The sequence below is a fragment of the Enterobacter sp. WP_7_1 genome, assembly GCF_003688535.1.
Classification (GTDB): domain Bacteria; phylum Pseudomonadota; class Gammaproteobacteria; order Enterobacterales; family Enterobacteriaceae; genus Enterobacter; species Enterobacter asburiae.
In genome coordinates, this window is record NZ_REFK01000001.1 from 1,355,193 (window position 1) to 1,377,826 (window position 22,634).

At 61.4% G+C, this 22,634-nt stretch carries 4 protein-coding genes; 3 read left to right on the top strand and 1 reads right to left on the bottom strand.

Annotated features, from left to right (window positions below; genetic code table 11):
• The first annotated feature begins 113 nt into the window (after nucleotides 1-113).
• The 3 genes from BJ885_RS06740 to BJ885_RS06750 all read left to right on the top strand — a co-directional run bounded on the left by BJ885_RS06740 (nucleotide 114) and on the right by BJ885_RS06750 (nucleotide 21,648).
• Nucleotides 114-18,119: an Ig-like domain-containing protein gene (locus BJ885_RS06740; protein ID WP_121931468.1), complete on the top strand. Its 18,006-nt coding sequence runs from the start codon at nucleotides 114-116 to the stop codon at nucleotides 18,117-18,119.
• A gap of 176 nt (nucleotides 18,120-18,295) precedes the next feature.
• Nucleotides 18,296-20,476: a type I secretion system permease/ATPase gene (locus tag BJ885_RS06745; RefSeq protein WP_121931469.1), complete on the top strand. Its 2,181-nt coding sequence runs from the start codon at nucleotides 18,296-18,298 to the stop codon at nucleotides 20,474-20,476.
• Nucleotides 20,473-21,648, top strand: a complete 1,176-nt coding sequence (locus BJ885_RS06750; protein WP_029740549.1) for an HlyD family type I secretion periplasmic adaptor subunit — start codon at nucleotides 20,473-20,475, stop codon at nucleotides 21,646-21,648. Before BJ885_RS06745 ends, BJ885_RS06750 begins: the two co-directional genes overlap by 4 nt.
• 35 nt (nucleotides 21,649-21,683) lie before the next feature.
• Here the strand turns inward: BJ885_RS06750 and BJ885_RS06755 are convergent, their stop codons facing one another.
• On the bottom strand, nucleotides 21,684-22,568 hold the full coding sequence (locus BJ885_RS06755) for a MarR family transcriptional regulator (protein WP_121931470.1): 885 nt from the start codon (nucleotides 22,566-22,568) through the stop codon (nucleotides 21,684-21,686).
• Nucleotides 22,569-22,634: the final 66 nt, after the last annotated feature.

Consider the following 22,634-nt stretch of genomic DNA (forward strand, 5'->3'; position numbering starts at 1 on the left):
GCGCAGTGTTGCGCAAAGTAAGACTGAAAATAATGGGTGTTTTTTCCCAGGGATAGCTACATCCGTCTGGTGGACATATCCACAGGAATCCGCACACCTGCAAGGAGAGAAATATGAGTAACGTAAAGGTTGTTGATGTCATCATTCGCAAAACGGCGGAGAAAACGAAATTAACCGGCGAAGGAAATCTGTCGGTCTCTATTTCATCCCCGAGCGTGATTGAAATCCAGGGTTCTGCTCAGGATGTGGCGCGTTATGTCCGTCAGGGGAAAGACCTCCTCATTTATATGAAAGATGGAAGCGTTATTCGCTGCAATAACTATTTTGTTGAAGATCCTGAAACGCAAAATCAGTCAGAGCTGGTGTTCAACGACCGTCAGGAACTGACACATATTTCTTTTGCCAATGCCGGGGAAGCGTCAGGCGTTGCGGTGACCGAGTTAACCGCGCAGGCCACACCGATTAGCAGCATTCAACCTTTCCTCGAGCAGGAAAGCGTTTTAAGCGACGCGCCGTGGGGCTGGATTGCGGGGGCTGCGTTAGGCGGCGGTGCCATCGGTGCACTGCTGGCAAACGGCGGTGACGGCGAAACTAAAACAAAAGTCATTGATAATACGAAAGAAGTTGAAAGCGCCACGCCGACCTTCCTGCTGTCGGATAAAGCGGGTGACAAGCAGGGCGTGCTGAGCGCAAACGAGATCACGGACGACAGCAACCCAACCTTTAGCGGCACCGGTCAGCCGGGCGCGACAATCCAGATCAAAGACAGCAGCGGCAGCACCATTGCCAGCACCATGGTCGGTACAGACGGCACGTGGACGGTAATATTACCGACCCAGACGGACGGGGAGCACACCTGGTCGGTCGTGCAGATCGACGGCAGTAAAACCACCTCTGCGGGCAGTATCACCGTGACGGTCTCTACCGCCGATGCCGCCATTACGCTGGCCACCACGGCGGGCGATAACGTGCTGAACGCCAGCGAGCAATCTGCGGGCTTTACGCTTTCCGGTGCCAGCAAAAACCTGGCGCAGGGTACCGAACTCACCGTGACGCTGAACGGCAAAACCTACGCGGCTGAAGTCGGGGCAGACGGCGCGTGGAGCGTCAACGTACCTGCGGCAGACGCGCAGGCGCTGGGCGACGGAACCTGGACGGTTAGCGTGAGCGGTAAAGACGCGGCGGGTAACACCGTCAGCGGAAGCCAGACGATTGGGGTGGATACCACCGCGCCAACCCTCTCTGTCGATACTCTCGCGCAGGACAACATCATTAATGCGGCTGAGCACAATCAGCCGCTGACCCTGACCGGTAAAACGAATGCGGAAGCCGGTCAGATCGTCACGGTCACCCTGAACGGTAAAAACTATAACGCCACGGTGGGCAGCGACGGCACCTGGTCCGTCACGCTTGATGTGAACGACGTGCAGGCGCTCAATGAGGGTAATCACACCCTGACGGTTAACGTGAGCGACAAAGCGGGCAACGGCTCGTCCGTAACGGCAGATTTCACGGTGGATACCGCCGCGCCGGTCGTCACTATTCATACCGTGGCGGGCGACGATATCCTCAACATCAGCGAGCAGGGCCAGGCGCACATTATTTCCGGCCAGGCGAGCGGTGCCGCCGCGGGCGATGTGGTCACCGTGACTCTTGGCGGCCAGACCTTCACCGGCGTGGTGCTGGCGGACGGCAGCTGGAGCGTCGGCGTTCCGGCGTCCGTGCTGGGCGCGCTGGGTGAAGGCAACCACACGCTTTCGGTTTCCGTCACTGACGCGGCAGGCAACACCGGCAGCGCCACGCACGGCATTACGCTGAGCGGACACCCGCCGGAATTTACGATTGATGCCATCAGCCAGGATAACGTCCTGAATGCCCAGGAGGCGATGCAGCCGCTGAGCCTGACCGGCACCAGCAACCTGCCGGACGGCACCACCGTCACCGTGACGCTGAACAACGTCAGCTATCAGGCCACCGTAGAAAACGGTATCTGGGCGGTCCAGGTGCCGGTTTCCGACGTCCTGAATCTGGCGAACACGCTTTACACCGTCAGCGTCAGCGGTACCGACAGCGTGGGTAACAGCGGTTCTGCCGAAGCAAATCTGCTGGTGGATACCGTCCTTCCGCAGGTCATTATCAATACGTTTGCGGGCGACAACCTGGTCAATAACGCCGAAGCGGGCGTCGATCAAACCCTCAGCGGTCGCGTTACCGGCGCGGCGGCGGGCGATACCGTCTCCATCACCGCAGGCGGCAAGAGCTACACCGCAACGGTTGGCAGCGATCTGACCTGGAGCGTGAAAATCCCGTCAGCGGATCTTCAGGCGTTCGGCGACGGGGATTTAACCTTTACCGCCTCCGTCACCAACGGGCACGGCAATACCGGCACCGGCGAGCGTGATATCAACATCAACGCGGAGCTGCCGGGTCTGCGCGTGAACACCATTTCCGGCGATGACGTGATCAACGCCATCGAACAGCAGCAGGATTTGAGCGTCACCGGCTCCAGCAGCCATCTGGCCGCGGGCACGCAGATTATCGTCACCATCAACAACGTTGAGTACGTCACCGCGGTTAACGCCAGCGGCAGCTGGCAGATCGGCGTTCCGGCGGCGGACCTGCAGGCCTGGACGGCGGGCGGCATGACGGTTAGCGTCAGTGCGGTAGATGCCTGGGGCAATCCCGTTTCGGCTGAACACCCGATTGAGCTCGATCTGAACGCCGTGGCGGTCACCATTGATACCGTCTCCGGCGACGACCTGCTCAATGCGGCAGAAAAAGGCGGTGATTTAACCCTTTCCGGCCAGACGCAGGGCGTGGAGGCGGGGCAGACCGTGGTGGTGAAATTCGCCGACCAGACCTTCACCGCGCAGGTGCAGCAGGATGGCTCCTGGAGCCTGACCGTACCGGCCAGCGCGATGGAAACCCTGATCGACGGGCGCGCGCAGGTGAGCGTCAGCGTCACTAACGTCAGCGGCAACAGCGCGGACGCCGCGCGCGTGGTCACGGTGGATACGCAGCCACCGGCGATTACGCTCGATAACCTGACCGCTGACAACATCATCAATGCGGCTGAAGCGCAGCAGGATTTAGCCTTAAGCGGTACCAGCACTGCGGAAGCGGGCCAGACGGTCACCGTGACGCTGAACGGCAAAACGTATCAGACCACGGTTCAGGCGGACGGTACGTGGCAGCTGAGCGTGCCTGCGGCTGACGTAGGTGCCCTGACGGACGGCATTGTGACCGTGACGGCCTCCGTGAGCGACGTGGCGGGCAACGCCAGCAGCGCGGACCGCGTGGGTCTGGTGGACGCCACCGTACCGCAGGTGACCATTAACGACTTTGTCACCGACACCAACACCGTTAACCAGCTCGCCCATTCACAGGCGCAAATCCTGAGCGGCTCCGTCACCGGTGCGGCAGCGGGCGACCTGGTCACCATCACCATTAACAGCGTCGACTACACCACCGTGGTGGATGCGGCGGGTAACTGGAGCCTTGGCCTGCCGGCGTCCGTCGTGCAGGGGCTGACTGACGGCACCTGGACAATCGACGTCTCCGTGACCGACCGATCCGGTAATACCGGAAGCAGTTCGCTGGATGTGGTGGTGAATACCGTGACGCCTGTTATTGGTATCAGCACCCTGGCGGCGGACGACGTGATCAACGCGACCGAGAAGGGCGAAGATCTGCTTCTCTCCGGCACCAGCAACCAGCCGGAAGGGACCAGCATCACCGTTAACCTGAACGGCATCAACTACACCGCCACCACCGACGCCAGCGGCAGCTGGAGCGTCACCGTACCGGCCTCGGCCGTCAGCGCGCTGGGAGAAGCCCATTACACCGTGACGGCGAGCGTCACGGATAGCGTAGGCAACAGCGCCTCAACCTCGCACGATGTGCTGGTGGACAGCTCGCTGCCGGTGGTGACGATTAACACCCTGGCGGGCGACAATATCGTTAACGCAGCGGAAGTGGCGGCAGGGCAAACCCTGACCGGTAAGGTGACGAACGCGGCTTCAGGTGACACTGTCACCATTATCCTTGGCGGCCAGACGTACACCGCTACCGTGCAGGACGATCTGACCTGGAGCCTGCCGTTAAGCGAGAGCCAGCTTACCGCACTCGGCAACGGCGACCTCACCGTCTCCGCCAGCGTGACCAACGCGCACGGCAATACCGGCTCTTCTTCTCTCGACTTCAGTATCGACGCCCAGCTCCCGGGACTGCGTATTGATACCGTGGCGGGTGACGACGTGATCAACGTGATTGAACACGCTCAGAACCTGATTGTGTCAGGCACCAGCACCGATCTGACGGCGGGCAGCACCGTGACCGTGACCATCAACGGCAAAACCTATTCGGCAACGGTACTGGCGGACGGCACCTGGCAGGCGGCGGTACCGGCGGCCGACGTGTCCCAGTGGGCGGACGGTTCGCTGGATATCAAGGCCAGCGCGCAGGATGCTTCCGGCAACCCGGTGACCATCGGCACCGTCGTGGACGTCGATCTCGCGCCTGTTGCCATCACCATCAGCAGCGTGACCGACGATAACGTGCTCAACGCGGCGGAAAAAGGTCAGGACCTGGTGCTTTCCGGCACCACCTCCAACGTGGAAGCGGGTCAGACCGTAACCATCACCTTCGCAGGTAAAACCTATACCACCACGGTGGATGCCAACGGCGACTGGACCTGGACCGTTCCGGCAGCCGATCTGAGCGGCCTGAAAGACGGCGACGCCAGCGTGCAGGTAACCGTCACCAACGTGAACGGCAACGCGGCGTCTTCGGCGCAGGAATTCAGCGTTGATACCACCGCGCCGACGGTGACCATCAACACCATCAGCAGTGACAATATGCTGAACGCGGCAGAGGCGGCGCAGGATCTGACCCTGAGCGGCACCTCTACTGCCGAAGCGGGCCAGACGGTCACCGTGACCTTCAACGGCAATCAGTACACCGCGCAGGTGCAGGCGGACGGCAGCTGGACGCTCGACGTTCCGGCGGCGGACATGGCTGGCATAACCGACGGCAGCGCGGCGGTCACGGCGACCGTGTCCGATAAGGCAGGCAACCCGGCCAGCGCGGGCTCCTCGGTGCTGGTCGACACCACCGTACCGCAGATTACCTTCAACATCGTCGCGGGCGACGACGTCGTTAATATTGCCGAGCACGGCCAGGCGCTGATCGTCTCCGGCAAGGTCACGGGCGCGCAGGCGGGTGACGTGATTACCGTGACCCTGAACGGCAAAGACTACACCGCCATGTTGGACGCGTCCGGCAGCTGGAGCGTGGGCGTTCCGGCGGCGGACGTGGGCGCGCTGGTTAACGGCGAACAGACGATCTCCGCGACCCTCACCGATAAAGCCGGTAACAGCACCAGCGCGACGCACGCGTTTGACGTTTCCCTGACCGCGCCGGTGGTTGCCATCAATACCCTGGCGGTTGACGACGTGATCAACGCGACCGAGAAAGGCCAGGATCTGCTGGTGTCCGGCACCAGCAACCAGCCGGAAGGAACCACCATTACGGTGACCCTGAACGGCATCAGCTATACGGCCACCACCGACGCCAGCGGCAGCTGGAGCATCACCGTTCCGGCGGCAAATGTCTCCGCGCTGGGCGAAGCAAGCTACGTCGTGACGGCGAGCGTAACCGACGCGGCGGGCAACAGCGCAAGCACCGGCCACAGCGTGCTGGTTGACAGCGCGCTGCCGCAGGTCACCATCAACCCTGTCGCCACGGACGATGTCATTAACGCAGCGGAAGTGGCTGCCGGGCAGACCCTGAGCGGCAAAGTGAGCGGCGCGGTGATCGGTGACACTGTCACGATTTTAATCGGCGGCAATACCTATACCGCGACGGTTCAGGACGATCTGAGCTGGTCGGTCAACGTGCCGTCCACGGTCTTAACCGCCATCGGTAACGGCGATCTGACCGTGTCAGCCAGCGTCACCAACGGCCACGGCAACACCGGCACCGGCGAGCGCGACATCACCATCGACGCCAACCTGCCGGGCCTGCGCGTCGATACCGTGGCGGGCGACGATGTGATCAACAGCATTGAGCACGCTCAGAACCTGATTATCACCGGCTCCAGCGAAGGCCTGGCTACGGGCGCGGCGTTAACGGTGACCGTTAACGGTAAAACCTACGCCGCAACCGTGCTGGCGGACGGGACCTGGACGGCGGCCATTCCGGCGGCAGACGTCAGCGCGCTGAATGCGGGCACGGTCACCGTGACCGTGGACGGCCAGAGCGCGGCGGGCAATCCGGTTTCCATCAGCCATGACGTGAAGGTGGATCTGGCGGCAGTCGCCATCAGCATTAACCCGATTGCCTCGGACGACGTAATCAACGCGGCGGAGAAAGGCGCGGACCTGGTGCTGTCCGGCTCGACCACCAACGTGGAAGAAAACCAGATCGTCACCATCACCTTCGGCGGCAAGTCGTACACCGCGACGGTGGATGCCAGCGGCAACTGGACGGCGACCGTACCGTCCGCCGATTTGGGCAGCCTGAAGGACGGCGATGCCAGCGTGCAGGTGAGCGTCACCAACGTGAACGGCAACAGCGCGACGGCAGGCCGCGAGTACAGCGTGGACGCCACCGCGCCGACGGTGTCTATCGAGATCGTCAGCGACAACAACATCATCAATGCGGCCGAAGCGCAGCAGGATCTGGTTGTTAACGGCGTGACCAACGCCGAAGCGGGCCAGACCGTCACCGTGACGCTGAACGGCGTGGACTACACCACCACCGTGCAGGCAAACGGCAGCTGGAGCGTGACCGTGCCGTCCGCGGATCTGAGCGGTATTACCGACGGCAACTACACCATCAGCGCCGCCGTGTCTGATAAGGCGGGCAACCCGGCCTCTGCGGATCGCGACGTGCTGGTCGATACCACCGTCCCGCAGCTGACCATTAACCCCGTTTCCGACGACGACGTGATCAACAGCGCAGAGCATGCGCAGGCTCTGATTGTCACGGGCTCCGTGACCGGCGCGGCGGCGGGCGACGTGGTCACCGTCACGCTCAACGGCAAATCGTACACCGCCACCCTGGATGCCTCAGGCAACTGGAGCGTGGGCGTGCCTGCGGCGGACGTTACCGCGCTGGCCGCCGGGGATTACACCATTACCGCGGCGCTGACCGATAAAGCGGGCAACAGCAACAGCGCCACGCACGGCGTGGAGGTGAACCTGACCGCGCCGGTGCTGACCATTGACACCGTTTCCGGTGACGATGTGATCAACAACGCCGAGAAAACCCAGGATCTGACGATCTCCGGTACGGCTTCCGGCCTGGCGACAGGCGCGGTGGTGACCGTGATGCTGAACGGCAAAGCGTACAGCGCAATGGTCGATAGCAACGGGAAATGGACGACTACCGTTCCGGCGGATCAGGTGAGCCAGTTGGGCGAAGCGTTGTATACCGTTACCGCATCGGCAACGGACAGCGTCGGCAACAATACCAGCACGTCACACACCGTGAACGTGGAATCCGTTCTGCCGGGTGTGATTATCAACACCATTGCAGGTGACGACGTCATTAACGCGGCGGAGCTGGCAGCCGGGCAGACCATCAGCGGTAAGGTGGTGAATGCCGAAGCGGGCAACACCGTGACCGTGACGATTGGCGGTAACAGCTACACCGCAACGGTGCAGAGCGATCTCACCTGGTCCGTTAACGTGCCGGAATCCGTGCTGACCGCACTGGGCAACGGCGATTTGACCGTGTCGGCCAGCGTCACGAGCGGCGTGGGCAATAGCGGAACGGGCGAGCGCGAAATCGTGATAGACGCTAACCTGCCGGGCCTGCGCGTGGATACCGTGGCGGGTGACGACGTGATCAACAGCATCGAACATACTCAAAACCTGATTATCACCGGCACCAGCGACGGGCTGGCGGCGGGCGCGGCGCTGACCGTGACCGTAAACGGCAAAACCTATCCGGCGACCGTGCTGGCGGACGGCACCTGGAGCGCGGCGATCCCGGCGGCGGACGTCGGAGCCCTGGCAGCAGGTACGGTTACCGTAACCGTTGCGGGCCAGAGCAGCGCCGGTAACCCGGTCTCCATCAGCCACGATGTGACGGTGGATCTGGCGAGCGTTGCCATCAGCATTGACGCCATCGCCACCGATGACGTGATTAACGCGGCCGAGAAGGGCGCGGATCTGGCGCTCTCGGGGGCGACCTCGAACGTTGAGGAAAACCAGACCGTCACCATCACCTTCGGCGGCAAGAGCTACACCGCGACGGTGGACGCCGACGGAAAATGGACAGCTACCGTGCCGTCTGCGGATCTGGCGGGGCTGAAAGACGGCGACGCCAGCGTGCAGGTGAGCGTCACTAACGTGAACGGCAACAGCGCCTCGGCGGGCCGCGAGTACAGCGTGGATGCGACCGCACCGTCCGTGACCATCAATACCCTGGCGAACGACGATATTCTGAACGCCGCTGAAGCGCAGTCCGATCTGACCGTATCCGGCACCACCACCGCCGAAGCGGGCCAGACGGTCACCGTATCGCTGAACGGCAAAGACTACATCACAACCGTCAGCGCAGACGGCAGCTGGACGCTGAACGTCCCGGCGGCGGATCTGGCTGGATTCACCGACGGCAGCGTGACCGTCACTGCATCGGTCAGCGATAAAGCGGGTAACCCGGCGTCCGTGGATCACAACCTGGCGGTAGATATCACCGCGCCTGCGGTGACCATCAACACCGTGGCGGGCGACGATGTGATTAACATCGCTGAGCACGGCCAGGCGCAAATCATCAGCGGCACCGCCACAGGCGCGGCAGCGGGCGATAAGGTCACCGTGACCATCGGCGGCCAGACTTACACCACCGTGCTGGACGCGGCGGGGAACTGGAGCGTAGGCGTCCCGGCGAATGTGATTTCTGCTCTGCAGGACGGCACCGTGACCGTCACTGCGTCAGTCACCGACGCGGCGGGCAACACCGGCACCGGCACGCATAACGTGACCGTCGATACCGGTCTGCCATCGGTGGCCTTCAACGCCATCAGCGATGACAACGTCCTGAACGCGGTAGAAAAAGGTCAGGATCTGAGCGTCAGCGGCACCAGCGCCAACCTGGCGGAAGGCACCGTGGTGACCGTGACTCTCAACGGCAAAAACTACGCGGCGATGACCGCGGCAGACGGCACCTGGAGCCTGACGGTTCCGGCAGCGGATCTGGCCGGTCTCGGCCAGGCCAACTATACCCTGAACGCGACCGCCACCAATGGCGTGGGCAACAGCGTGAGCAACACCGCGAACCTGCTGGTGGACACCGCGCTGCCGACCGTCACCATCAATACCGTGGCGGGCGACAACGTCATCAACGCGGCGGAAGTGGCGGCAGGCCAGACCCTGAGCGGCACGGTGGCTAACGCCGAAGCGGGCAATACCGTTACCGTCACCCTTGGCGGCAACAGCTACACCGCAACGGTGCAGAACGATCTGACCTGGTCCGTGAACGTGCCGTCTGACGTGCTGACCGCGCTGGGCAACGGCAGCCTGAGCGTAACGGCGACCGTCACCAACGGCCACGGAAACACCGGTGCGGGCGTGCGCGAGATCGCTATCGACGCTAACCTGCCGGGACTGCGCGTCGACACCGTCGCGGGTGATGACGTGATCAACACCATCGAGCACGCGCAGAACCTGATCGTCACCGGCTCCAGCGACGGGCTGGCACCGGGCACGGCGCTGACCGTCACCGTCAACGGCAAAACCTATGCGGCCACCGTACTGGCGGACGGCACCTGGAGCGCGGCGATCCCGTCCACCGACGTGAGCGCGTGGCCGGAAGGCACCGTCAAAATCAGCGTTACCGGCGACAGCTCTGCGGGCAACCCGATTACCATCAGCCACGACGTGACGGTCGATCTGGCGACCGTTGCCGTCAGCATCAATTCCATCGCTACCGACGACGTGATTAACGCGGCGGAGAAGGGCGCGGATCAGGTGCTGTCCGGTGCGACCACCAACGTGGAAGCCGGGCAGACCGTGACCATCAGCCTGAACGGCAAAATCTATAGCGCGACAGTAGACGACAGCGGCAACTGGACCTACACCGTACCGTCTGCGGATCTGGTACACCTCAAGGATGGCGACGCCAGCGTGCAGGTGAGCGTCACCAACGTCAACGGCAACAGCGCCTCGGCGGGCCGCGAGTACAGCGTGGATGCGACCGCGCCGTCCGTGACCATCAATACCCTTGCGACCGACGATATTCTGAATGCCGCTGAAGCGCAGTCCGATCTGACCGTGTCCGGCACCACCACCGCCGAAGCGGGCCAGACCGTGACCGTGACGCTGAACGGCAAAGACTACACCACAACCGCAGGCGCGGACGGCAGCTGGACGCTGAGCGTTCCGGCGGCGGATCTGGCGGCACTCGGCGACGGCAGCGTCACCGTGACGGCGAGCGTCAGCGACAAGGCGGGCAACCCGGCGTCGGTTGATCGCACTCTGACGGTCGACGTGACCGTGCCTGCGGTAACCATCAACACCGTAGCGGGCGACGACGTGATTAACATCGTTGAGCACGCTCAGGCGCACATCATTAGCGGCACCGCCACCGGCGCGGCAGCGGGCGATAAGGTCACCGTCACGATTGGCGGCCAGACCTACACCACCGTGCTGGACGCGGCGGGTAACTGGAGCGTGGGCGTCCCGGCGAGCGTCATTTCCGGCCTCAGCGACGGCACCGTGACCGTCACGGCGTCAGTCACCGACGCGGCGGGCAATATCGGTACCGGCAGCCATAACGTGACCGTCGATACCGGCCTGCCGTCCGTGGCCTTCAACGCCATCAGCGGCGATAACGTGCTGAACGCGGTGGAGAAAGGTCAGGATCTGAGCGTCAGCGGCATCAGCGCTAACCTCGCGGAAGGCACCGTGGTGACCGTGACCCTCAACGGTAAAAACTACACGGCCACGACGGCGGCGGACGGTACCTGGAGCCTGACCGTTCCGGCTGCGGATCTGGCGGGGCTGGGCGAAGCGAATTATACCCTGAACGCCGCCGCGACCAACGGCGTGGGCAACAGCGTCAGTAATACGGCGACCCTGCTGGTCGACACCGCGCTGCCGACCGTCACCATCAATACCGTGGCGGGCGATAACGTCATCAACGCGGCGGAAGTGGCCGCGGGTCAGACCATCAGCGGTAAGGTAGCGAACGCGGAAGCGGGCAATACCGTCACCGTCACCATTGGCGGCAACAGCTACACCGCAACGGTGCAGAGCGATCTCACCTGGTCCATTAACGTGCCGGAATCCGTCCTGACCGCGCTGGGCAACGGTGACCTGACGGTGTCAGCATCCGTCACCAACGGCCACGGCAATACCGGCGCGGGCGAGCGCGAAATCACTATCGACGCCAGCCTGCCGGGTCTGCGCATTGATACCGTGGCGGGCGACGATGTGATCAACAGCATCGAGCACGGGCAGAATCTGATTGTCACCGGCTCCAGCGACGGGCTGGCTGCAGGCACCACGCTCACCGTGACCGTCAACGGCAAAACCTATGCGGCCTCCGTGCTGGCAGACGGCACCTGGAGCGCGGCGATCCCGGCGGCAGACGTCGGGGCCCTGGCTGCGGGCACGGTCACCGTGACCGCTGCAGGCCAGAGCGCGGCGGGCAACCCGGTGAGCATCAGCCACGATGTCACCGTCGATCTGTCTGCCGTTGCCGTCAGCATCGATGCGATTGCCACCGACGACGTGATTAACGCGGCGGAGAAAGGCGCGGATCTGGTGCTGTCCGGCAGCACCTCGAACGTGGAGGAAAACCAGACCGTCACCATCACCTTCGGCGGCAAGACGTACACCGCGAAAGTCGATGCCGACGGTAACTGGACGGCCACCGTGCCTTCCGCCGATCTCGCGGGCCTGAAGGACGGCGATGCCAGCGTGCAGGTGAGCGTCACCAACGCGCACGGCAACAGCGCCTCTGCGGGCCGCGAGTACAGCGTGGACGCCACCGCGCCAGCCGTGAGCATCGATACGGTCGCTGGCGATAACGTGATTAACGGCAGCGAAGCGGCTGCGGGCGTGGCCATTTCCGGCACCACCACGGCGGAAGCCGGGCAGACGGTCACCGTGACGCTGGGCGGTAAGAGCTATACCGCACAGGTGCAGCAGGGCGGCATCTGGATCGTGAACGTGCCGGGCGCCGACCTGTCCTCACTGGCGGATAACGGCTACACCGTGCAGGTCAGCGTGAGCGACGCCGCGGGTAACCCGGGCAGCGCGGGCAAGGCGATTACGCTTGATACCACGCCGCCGACCGTCAGCTTTAACGCCGTCGCGGGCGATGACGTCATCAACAGCGTGGAGCACGGGCAGGCGCAGATTGTCAGCGGCACGGCAACCGGCGCGAGCGTCGGCGATAAGCTGGTCATCACCATCGGTTCGAACCAGTACACCACCACCGTTGACGCCAGCGGTAACTGGAGCGTGGGCGTTCCGGCCAGCGTGATTTCCGCGCTGAACGACGGCACCGTGACCCTCAGCGCGACGATTACCGACAGCGCGGGCAACAGCAGCACCCAGACCCACGATGTGGTAGTGAACACCGCCTCCGTGGCGCTGACCATCAATACCCTCAGCGGCGATGACGTCATCAATGCGGCTGAAGCCGGTTCGTCCCTGGTGATTAACGGCTCCAGCGCCCAGTTCGCCAGCGGTACGCAGGTCACCGTGACGCTGAACGGCAAGAGCTATACGGCCACCATCCAGAGCGACGGCAGCTGGACGACCACCGTTCCGGCCGCAGACGTGGGCGCCCTGACCGATGGCGCGAGCTATCAGGTGTCCGTGTCGGCGCAGGACAGCGCGGGCAACAGCGCGTCGGCGACGCACGGCATCAGCGTGGATACCACCGCGCCGGTAGTGAGCATTGCGACGCTGTCGACTGACGACATGCTGAACGCGGCGGAAGCGCAGCAGCCGCTGACCGTGCGCGGCTCTTCCAGCGCGGAGGAGGGTCAGACCGTCACCGTAACGCTGGGCGGCAAAACCTACACCGCCACCGTCGCGAACGACGGGACGTGGACGCTGGATGTTCCGGCAGCCGATCTGGCTGCGCTGAGCCAGGGCGCGCTGACGGTCACCGCCTCGGTCAACGACAAGGCCGGCAACAGCGGCCAGACCACGCACAACTTAACGGTCGATACCGTCGCGCCAACCGTGACCATCAGCACCGTGGCCGATGACGATATCGTCAACAACGCGGAGCAACTGGCGGGCCAGACCATCAGCGGCACCACTACGGCGGAACAGGGCCAGACGGTGACCGTCTCCTTCAACGGGCACAGCTATCAGGCGACCGTCGGGGCGGACGGATCCTGGTCGGTCTTCGTACCGGGCCGTGATTTCCTCGGCCTGAGCGACGGGGATTACACCATCACCGCGTCGGTGAACGACAGGGCGGGCAACCCGGGCAGCGCAACGCACGACGTGACGCTGAACGGCGATGTCCCGACCATCACCATTAACACCTTTGCGCAGGACGATATCGTCAACGCCGCCGAGCACGGCACGCCGCTGACTGTCAGCGGCACCACCGACGCCCCGGCGGGCCAGACGGTGACCATCACGCTGAACGGTAAAACCTATACGGCTACCGTTCAGAATGACGGCACCTGGAGCTATACGGTCGGAAGCGCAGACGTGACCGCGCTGGCGGACGGCGGTTCGTACGTGATTAACGCGCAGGTCAGCAACACCATCGGCAACAGCGGCAGCGATAACCACAGCGTCACCGTGGATCTCACCGCGCCGTCGATGGGAATTACGATTGATTCGCTGCAAAACGACACCGGCCTGAGCGCGACGGATTTCATCACCAACGACGCTCAGGTCGTGGTCAACGGCTCCCTGAGCGCGCAGCTTGGCAATAACGAGAAGGCGCAGATTAGCCTGGACGGCGGGTCAAACTGGATTGACCTGACGGTGACCGGCACCACCTGGCGCTACACCGATGGCCGCATCCTGACGGACGGTACGTATCAGTATCAGGTACGCGTTATCGATAGCGCGGGCAACGTGGGGGCAACGGACAGCCAGGACGTGGTGATTGATCTGACGAAGCCTGCGGCTACGACAATTACGGTCGATTCCATCACCCAGGATACCGGCCTGTCCGGCAGCGACTTTATTACCAGCGACAACCAGATCAGCCTGAAAGGGACGCTCGGTGCGGCGCTGGGCAGCGGCGACCACGCGCAGATCAGCCTCGACGGCGGCGTTAAATGGATCGACGTCAGCGTCAGCGGCCTGAGCTGGACGTACGTCGATGGCCGCACGCTGGCCGACGGGGATTACAACTACCAGCTGCGCGTGATTGACGACGCGGGCAATATCAGCGCCACCGCCAGCCAGGTGGTGACCATTGATACGGTTGCACCGGACGCCAGTAAAACGATCGCCATCGACAGCATCAGCGACGATAGCGGCCTGAGCGGTAGCGACTTTATCACCAACGATACGTCCCTGACGCTGCACGGCTCGCTCGGGGCGACGCTGGCCGACGGCGAGTATGCCCAGATCAGCATCAACGGCGGGGTCACCTGGCAGAACGTCATCGTCACCGGCAACAGTTGGTACTACGTGGACGGCCGCACGCTGGGTAATCAGACCTATGACTACTACGTTCGCGTGGTAGACGCGGCGGGCAACGTGGGGGCGAGCGCTCATCAGCAGGTGACCGTTGATACGGTGCCGCCGGATGCGGCAATTACGGTGACCGTGGATAACATCACCGTGGATACCGGCTTCGATAACAACGACTTCCTGACCAGTTCGACCTCGTACACGCTTAATGGTACGCTCGGGGCTCCACTGGGGGCGGGGGAATACGTTCAGGTGAGTCTGAACGGCGGCGCCGACTGGGTTTACGCCACGGTGAACGGTACGCAGTGGAGCTACAGCGACACGCGTACCCTGACCGACGGCAGCCATAACTACCAGGTGCGGGTCGTCGACCAGGCGGGGAACGTCGGGGCGACCACCTCGCAGGCGGTGACGGTGGATACCCACGCACCGCAGTACGGCATCACTGTTGACAGCATCAGTGAAGATACCGGGCAGTCCAGCAGTGACTTCATCACCATGGACACCACGCTGACGATCAACGGCTCGCTGGGCAGCGCGCTGGCAAGTGATGAACGCGTGCAGATAAGCCTCGACGGCGGCAATCAATGGGTAGACGCCACCGTTAATAACCAGCGCTGGAGCTACACCGATACCCGCGATCTGCCTGACGGAGACTACACCTACCAGGTGCGGATTATCGACCAGGCTGGCAACGTCGGCTCCACCGCCTCTCAGGTGGTGACGGTGGACACCACGCCGCCAACCACGATAGGCACGGTAGTGAGCTATACCGACGGTGAAGGCGAGCGTCAGGGCACCTTTGGCAGCGCGGTGGCAACGGACGATAACGCGCCGCTGATCAACGGTACGCTTAACCGCGCCCCGGACGACGGTGAAATCGTGCAGCTCTATCGTGACGGAGTCCTGCTCGGCCAGGTGACCATGAACGGCAGCGCAAGCTGGTCCTTCCAGGATAACGGCCTCAGCGACGGCAACCACACCTACATTGTGCGCGTCACCGATAAGGCCGGTAACTACACGGAATCCGACGGCTTTGTGCTGAACGTGGATACCAGCATCCCGACCACCACGGCGGCGATTACCGCGCAGACCACGTCGGACACCACGCCGATCGTCAGCGGTACCGTCTCCGCTGACCTGGTGAACGGTGAATACCTGGTGGTAACGGTGAACGGAAAAACCTACACCTCCCAGACCGGCGGCGCGGTGGTGGTCGACCCGGATCACAACACCTGGTATCTGCAGATCCCGGACGGCGATGCGCTGAGCGTGTCGAGCTACAGCGTGACGGCGCAGGTGAAGAGCAGCGCGGGTAACGGTAATACCACCGGTACGGCGACCGGCAGTCTGGTGATTGATACCACCTCGGTGAATACCGACTGGGCAACCACGGCGGGGAACAGCAACAACTCCACCATGACCCTCGGCATGAACAGCAGCGGTCTGTGGAACATCATTGCTAACGGCCAGTCCTACTCCAGCAGCGATAGCTCGACCTATGCCGGGAATACGCTGACCAACACCCGCAGCTACTACGTGGTAAGCCAGACCGCTGCCGACTTTGACCGTAACGGCACGCAGGATATCTTCGCGACGGAGACCACCTACTCGGGCTCTACGCAGGTGATGTGGACCTACGATGGCAGCACCTATAACGCCAGCCAGCTGGCGATGGGGACCACCATCTGGTACGGCGGCGTGATTGCGTACGATAAAACCGGCGATGGCTATCTGGATCTGGCGTACGGTGACTCCGGTGCGGACTCCATCACCTATCTGATCAACAACAACGGGGTACTCTCGCCTGACGGCACCTACGGCGGCGCGGGTTTCTGGGGACAGTTCACCACCATGCGTGAAATCTCCGGCGTCGACATTAACAATGACGGCACCGTGGACGTGGTCCAGCACACCAACCGCAGCGGAGCGTACTCGTTAACCGTGATCAACAACAACGGTAACGGCACGCTCTCTATCGGTCAAAACCTGACCAACGTGTTTGTGGCCAACGCCTCGAATACCACCACGGCGGCGTCCATGACGTGGGCGGACTTCAACGGCGATGGCTACATGGATCTGTACCTGGGCAGCAGCTACAACAACAACGGCGGGGTGATTTACTACAACAACGGCGCAGGGCAGCTCTCTGCTACCAAGAGCGCGGTGGAGGCCTCTAACGCCACGGCGGGCTATCTGTCGGTGGCGGTGGACTGGAATGGTGACGGGCAGATGGACATCATCAAGCTCAGCAGCTACGGCGGCTCGCAGACGGCGACCCTGTTCACCAACAACGGCTACGGTTCCACCTGGACCTCTAGCCAGCTGGCTTCCGGCCTGGCGAACGTTACCGGTGTGGCCGCAGTCGACTACAACTGGGACGGCGCGCAGGATCTGCTGGTCTCTCAGCAGAACGGCAAGGTGGTGCTGGTGCAAAACAGCAAAACCATTGCTGACGGCACCGCGATGCACCTGCACATTGTCGACAGCGAGGGCATCAACGCCTACTACGGCAACACGGTCAATCTGTACAACGCCGCGGGCGTGCTGGTGGCGTCGCAGATCATCAACGCCCAGTCCGGTATCGGGTCGAACGATACCTCCGCGCTGGTGAGCTTCTACGGTCTGGATCCGAATGAAACCTATTCGGCTGAGATCCTTAAGATCACCAACGGCGTGTCGGATAACGTCACCTGGAGCAGTCTGGAGGCGGGCAACGGCAAAGAGGGGTACGTCCTGACGGCCGAAGCCGCCACCGGCGGCCACAGCGGGACCCTCACCGGGACCGGGTATAACGACACCTTTATCGCAGAGGATGGCACCTATACCTACAACGGCTCCGGCGGCTGGAATACCCATTCCGACTACGACACCTGGAGCAACACCGGCGGGATGGACGTGGTGGATTACCGCAATGCGACCTCCGGCGTGACCGTTGATTTGCGCCTCTCTACCGCGCAGGACACCGGGTTCGGTACGTCACGACTGCTCAACATTGAGGGGATCAACGGCTCGGACTTCGACGACGTCATTACCGGCAACAGCGGTGATAACCAGTTCGAAGGCCGCGGCGGGAACGACACCTTCAACATCGGCAGCGGCGGTCACGATACGTTGCTCTACAAGCTGATCAACGCCTCGGATGCAACGGGCGGTAACGGTCACGACGTGGTGAACGGCTTTACGGTCGGCACCTGGGAAGGGACCGCGGACACGGATCGTATTGACCTGCGCGATCTGCTCTCTGGCAGCGGCTATACCGGCACGGGCTCGGCGAGCTACGTGAACGGCGTGGCCACGCTGGACAGCAGCGCGGGCAATATCAGCGATTACATCCGCGTGGTGCAGAACGGCAGCAATACCGAGATCCAGGTTGACCTGGACGGTACAGGCGGTCAGTTCTCGCCGACCACGCTGGTGACCCTGAACGGCGTGCAGACGGATCTGGCGACGCTGCTGGCGAACCATCAGCTGTTAATTGCGTAAACCAACGCCGCGGGGAGCGATCCCCGCGGCCTTTTGCGTTTCTTTACATGAATAGCGATAACCCTATATTTCACATGATTATTTTGCGGGCTCGTTTAGAAAGTGTTCGATTTTTAATCATTCCGTAAAGGTATCATTTCAGTGCGAAATTACCGCTCTGGACAGGACGTAGCATTATGAAGACACATCCACAGTACGAACCCTGGCTGCAGGGCATGCTTATCATCGCTAAACACTACCGGCTGGATTTCTCAGCGGAGCATGTTCGGGTCACGATTAACCACGAAAGCCAGTCTCCGCGCCAGCTGGTGCTGGAAGAGATGGCGCGCCAGCTTGGGCTGGGGATGCGTATGGTGGCGGCTGAATCGGTATCCCTCGATCCGTGGCGTCTGCCGCTGCTGGCGGAATTCACCGGCGGACAAATCGCGGTCATTAACCGCATGGACAGCGAAGGCAACGTCAGCCTGCAGTTTAGCGGCGACGGCGGCCTGGAGACCACGCTGACGCGTGATGAACTCGGGGCGCGGTTAAAGGGGCTGATGGTGTTGCGCCCGCTCGAATCCACGCCGGATGCCCGCGTGGACGACTACATCAAACCCTATGAGAAAAACTGGTTCTGGCAGCTGGCGCTGAAGGACTGGCGACGCTACAGCGACATTATGCTGGTGGCGCTGGTGGCCAACGTGCTGGCGCTTTCCGGCATGGTCTTCTCTATGCAGGTCTACGACAGGGTGGTACCGTCCCAGTCGGAAGCCACGCTGTGGGTGTTGTTTGGCGGCGTGATGATTGCCATCGTGTTCGAATTCATCATGCGCATGCTGCGCGTGCATATTTCTGACGTGGTGGGGAAGCGCGCCGACCTGCGCATCTCTGAACGCGTGTTTGCCCACGCGCTGCGGATTAAAAACGGCGCACGCTCAAAATCAACCGGATCCTTTATCGCGCAGATCCGCGAGCTGGAGTCGGTGCGCGAGCTCATCACCTCGACCACCATTGCGGCCATCTCCGATCTGCCGTTCTTCCTGCTGTTCGTCTTTATTCTGTGGATGATTGGCGGCCCGCTGGTACTGGTGGTCCTGCTCGCCGTGCCGCTGCTGCTCATTCCCGGCCTGCTGGTGCAGCGCCCGCTGGGGAAACTCTCCAGCGAAGGGATGCGTGAATCCGCCATCCGTAACGCCACCCTGGTGGAAGCGGTGCAGGGCATTGAAGACATCAAGCTGATGCGCGCCGAGCAGCGTTTCCAGAACCAGTGGAATAATACCAACGACGTTGCCGCCAGCGTCGGCATGAAGCAGCGCTGGCTGACGGGGTTACTGCTGACATGGACTCAGGAGGTGCAGTCCATCGTCTACGCGGTGGTACTGCTGGTGGGCTGTTACCTGGTCATCAGCGGCGACATGACTACCGGTGCGCTGGTGGGAACCTCGATTCTGGCGTCGCGCACCATCGCGCCGCTGTCGCAGATCTCAGGCGTGCTTTCGCGCTGGCAGTCGGCAAAAGTGGCCCGCAAGGGGCTGGACGACCTGATGCAGCGCCCGATTGACGATCCGCAGCACGGCAAGAAGGTGCACAAAGCCCACCTGCGCGGCGACTATGCGCTTGAGGACGTCGGGTTTTATTACGACGAGGAAGAAAAACTCACCGTGCTAAACATCAGCAAGCTGCAGATCCGCGCCGGAGAGCGCGTGGCGGTGCTCGGGCGCAATGGCTCCGGTAAAAGCACGCTGTTACAGCTTCTGGCGGGCATGCAGGAGCCGCAGCAGGGCAGCATCCTGCTCGACGATATTGCCCTCAATCATCTGGACCCGGCCGACGTGCGTCGCGACATGCAGCTGCTCAGCCAGCAGGCCCGGCTGTTCTTTGGCTCCGTGCGGGACAACATCCTGATGGGGAACCCGTTAGCCACCGATGATGAGATTCATCAGGCGCTGGTTAACAGCGGCGCGCTGGAGTTTGTGCGCAAGCAGAAAATGGGTCTGAATTACATCATCAACGAGGGCGGGGCTGGCCTCTCAGGCGGCCAGCGTCAGGCGCTGCTGCTGGCGCGCGCGCTGATCACTTCCCCGAATATCCTGCTGCTGGACGAGCCTACCGCCTGGCTGGACGAAATGAGCGAGAAGCAGTTTATTCAGCATCTTCACAAATGGCTGGGTAAACGCCGGACGCTGGTCGTGGCGACGCATCGCCTGCCGATTCTGGACCTGGTCGACCGCATCATCGTGCTGGAAAACGGTAAGGTGGTGATGGACGGCCCGCGCGATGCGATCCTGCATCAGCACGGTATGGCGCCGCAGAAAGCCGCGCAGCGTACGGTGACCATGAAGCCGGCGGCGGTTGCAGAGGAGGGCGCGGCATGAATGATTTCTCTCGTTTCAATAGCCGACTGAAGGAGCCGCGCCTGCCGCGCTCGTCGCTGGTGGCATGGTCCCTGTTCGCCCTGCTTGCGGTGTTTATCGCCTGGGCAAGCCTGTTCCATCTGGATGAAGTGACGACCGGCAGCGGCAAGGTGATACCGTCTTCGCATGAGCAGGTCATCCAGTCCCTGGAAGGCGGCATCATCCACAGCCTGATGGTGCGCGAAGGCGACATCGTGGAACGCGGGCAGCAGCTCGCGCAGCTTGACCGGACAAAAACCGAGTCGAGCGTGCTGGAGAGCGAGTCTCGCCTGAATGCGGCGCTGGCAACCGCTGCGCGCCTGAAGGCCGAGGTGAACGACACGGAGCTCGCGTTCCCGGAAGAGCTGGATGACGACGTTGAGCTGGTCAAACAGGAAACGGCGCTCTACCAGTCCCGCCGTGAAAGTCTCGAAAAAGGGCTGGCCGGGTTGCGTCAGGGCGCCGAACTGGTGCAGCGCGAGCTGTCGTTAACTCGTCCACTGGTGACTCAGGGAGCGGCCAGCAAGGTTGAGGTGTTACGTCTTGAGCGTCAAAAAAATGAGCTTGAGAACAAAATTACCGAGATGAAAAACCAGTATTACGTTCGTGCCCGTGAGGAGCTGGCAAAAGCCAATGCGGAGATTGAAGCCCAGCGTTCGGTGATGAAAGGGCGTGAGGACTCCCTGACCCGGCTGACATTTAATGCCCCGGTTCGCGGGATCGTGAAGGATATTGACGTCACGACCGTGGGAGGCGTTATCCCGCCGAACGGCAAGCTGATGAGCCTTGTCCCGCTTGACGATCAGATGGTAGTCGAAGCGAAAATCTCGCCGCGCGATGTGGCGTTTATCCATCCCGGCCAGAAAGCGCTGGTGAAAATTACGGCCTATGACTACTCCATTTACGGTGGGCTGGAAGGGGAAGTGACCATGATTTCGCCTGACACCCTGCAGGATGAGGTGAAAAGGGATGTCTATTACTATCGCGTCTATATTCGTACCGACAGTAACCATCTGACCAATAAGCAGGGTCAGGAATTTCCGGTCTTTCCGGGCATGATTGCCACCGTTGATATTAAAACCGGCAGCAAAACCATTCTGGATTATCTGTTGAAACCGCTGAACAAGGCGAAAGAGGCGCTGCGGGAACGATAGGGGAATGGCGTTCGGAACTCCGAACGCCTGCTGGATTATACGGTTGACGTCACGCTGTGAGCGTGGCGTCGCTCTTTAGGCACAACGTTGATGTAATGCGTAACATACGCAAAATATAAACCGGCATAATTTTCGACAAGGTCGATAAACGCCGGGTATATCGACATCCGACCATCACCACGATCTTTAAGATAACCCGCCTCTTGTGCCGATTTGATAATTCGGTTGACGTGGATGCGTGAAACAAAAAATTCTTTTGCGAGCGTGCTGGCTGAATAGTCAATGACCGCACCGTGAGCGGATTTATTTTTCATGGCCTGCAGGTAGATATAAAGCATAATCATACGGCCGCCATCTTTATCGATAAATAATCCTACCTCAGGCAACACCTTTCTGAACGTTAATCCGCGAAAAAGATATTCAGCCGCGCGGCGGAAGAAGTTGTTTCTCAAAATATCATTATCCAGCAGGTTAACATTAATATTAAATGCCGGATAAAGAATGCTGACAGGCAAAAAAGCGCCGGACATATAACGCTTAAGTTCATTGAGTCCTTTTTCAGTTGGCGCGATTCTCGTTTTGCGTCGATCATCCGTGCAGCGCCAGGTCCTGATGCGCCCGGTGGTTCTCAGAATCGTAATGATCGCAATCACGCTGTTGGGGCTGGCTATTTTATAGCGAGAGCATAGCTCTTTAATCTCTGAAACTGACTCGGCCTGATTTCCAAAAATAAAACAACACATGGAGAGAATAATGTTAAATCGTGATTCCTGCAGCATTGTCTTGTAGAACAAAGGTTGTTTTTTGTAGATGGTGTCATTAATTGTGTAGTGCTCTAATATTGCCTCACCGAATCGCGGATTGTTCTTTATAACATCCCTTCGATGTAGCAAGGCCCTGGATGAGATGTGATTATCCATAGCATTTTTCTCGTATTTGAATGAGCCGATAGATGAAGTGTCCACTCTTCTTTTCGGAATTTTCAT

Coding starts and splice junctions, on each gene's coding strand:
- BJ885_RS06740 (WP_121931468.1), top strand. CDS start 114: ATGAGTAACGTAAAGGTTGTTGATGTCATCATTCGCAAAACGGCGGAG.
- BJ885_RS06745 (WP_121931469.1), top strand. CDS start 18,296: ATGAAGACACATCCACAGTACGAACCCTGGCTGCAGGGCATGCTTATC.
- BJ885_RS06750 (WP_029740549.1), top strand. CDS start 20,473: ATGAATGATTTCTCTCGTTTCAATAGCCGACTGAAGGAGCCGCGCCTG.
- BJ885_RS06755 (WP_121931470.1), bottom strand. CDS start 22,568: ATGGATAATCACATCTCATCCAGGGCCTTGCTACATCGAAGGGATGTT.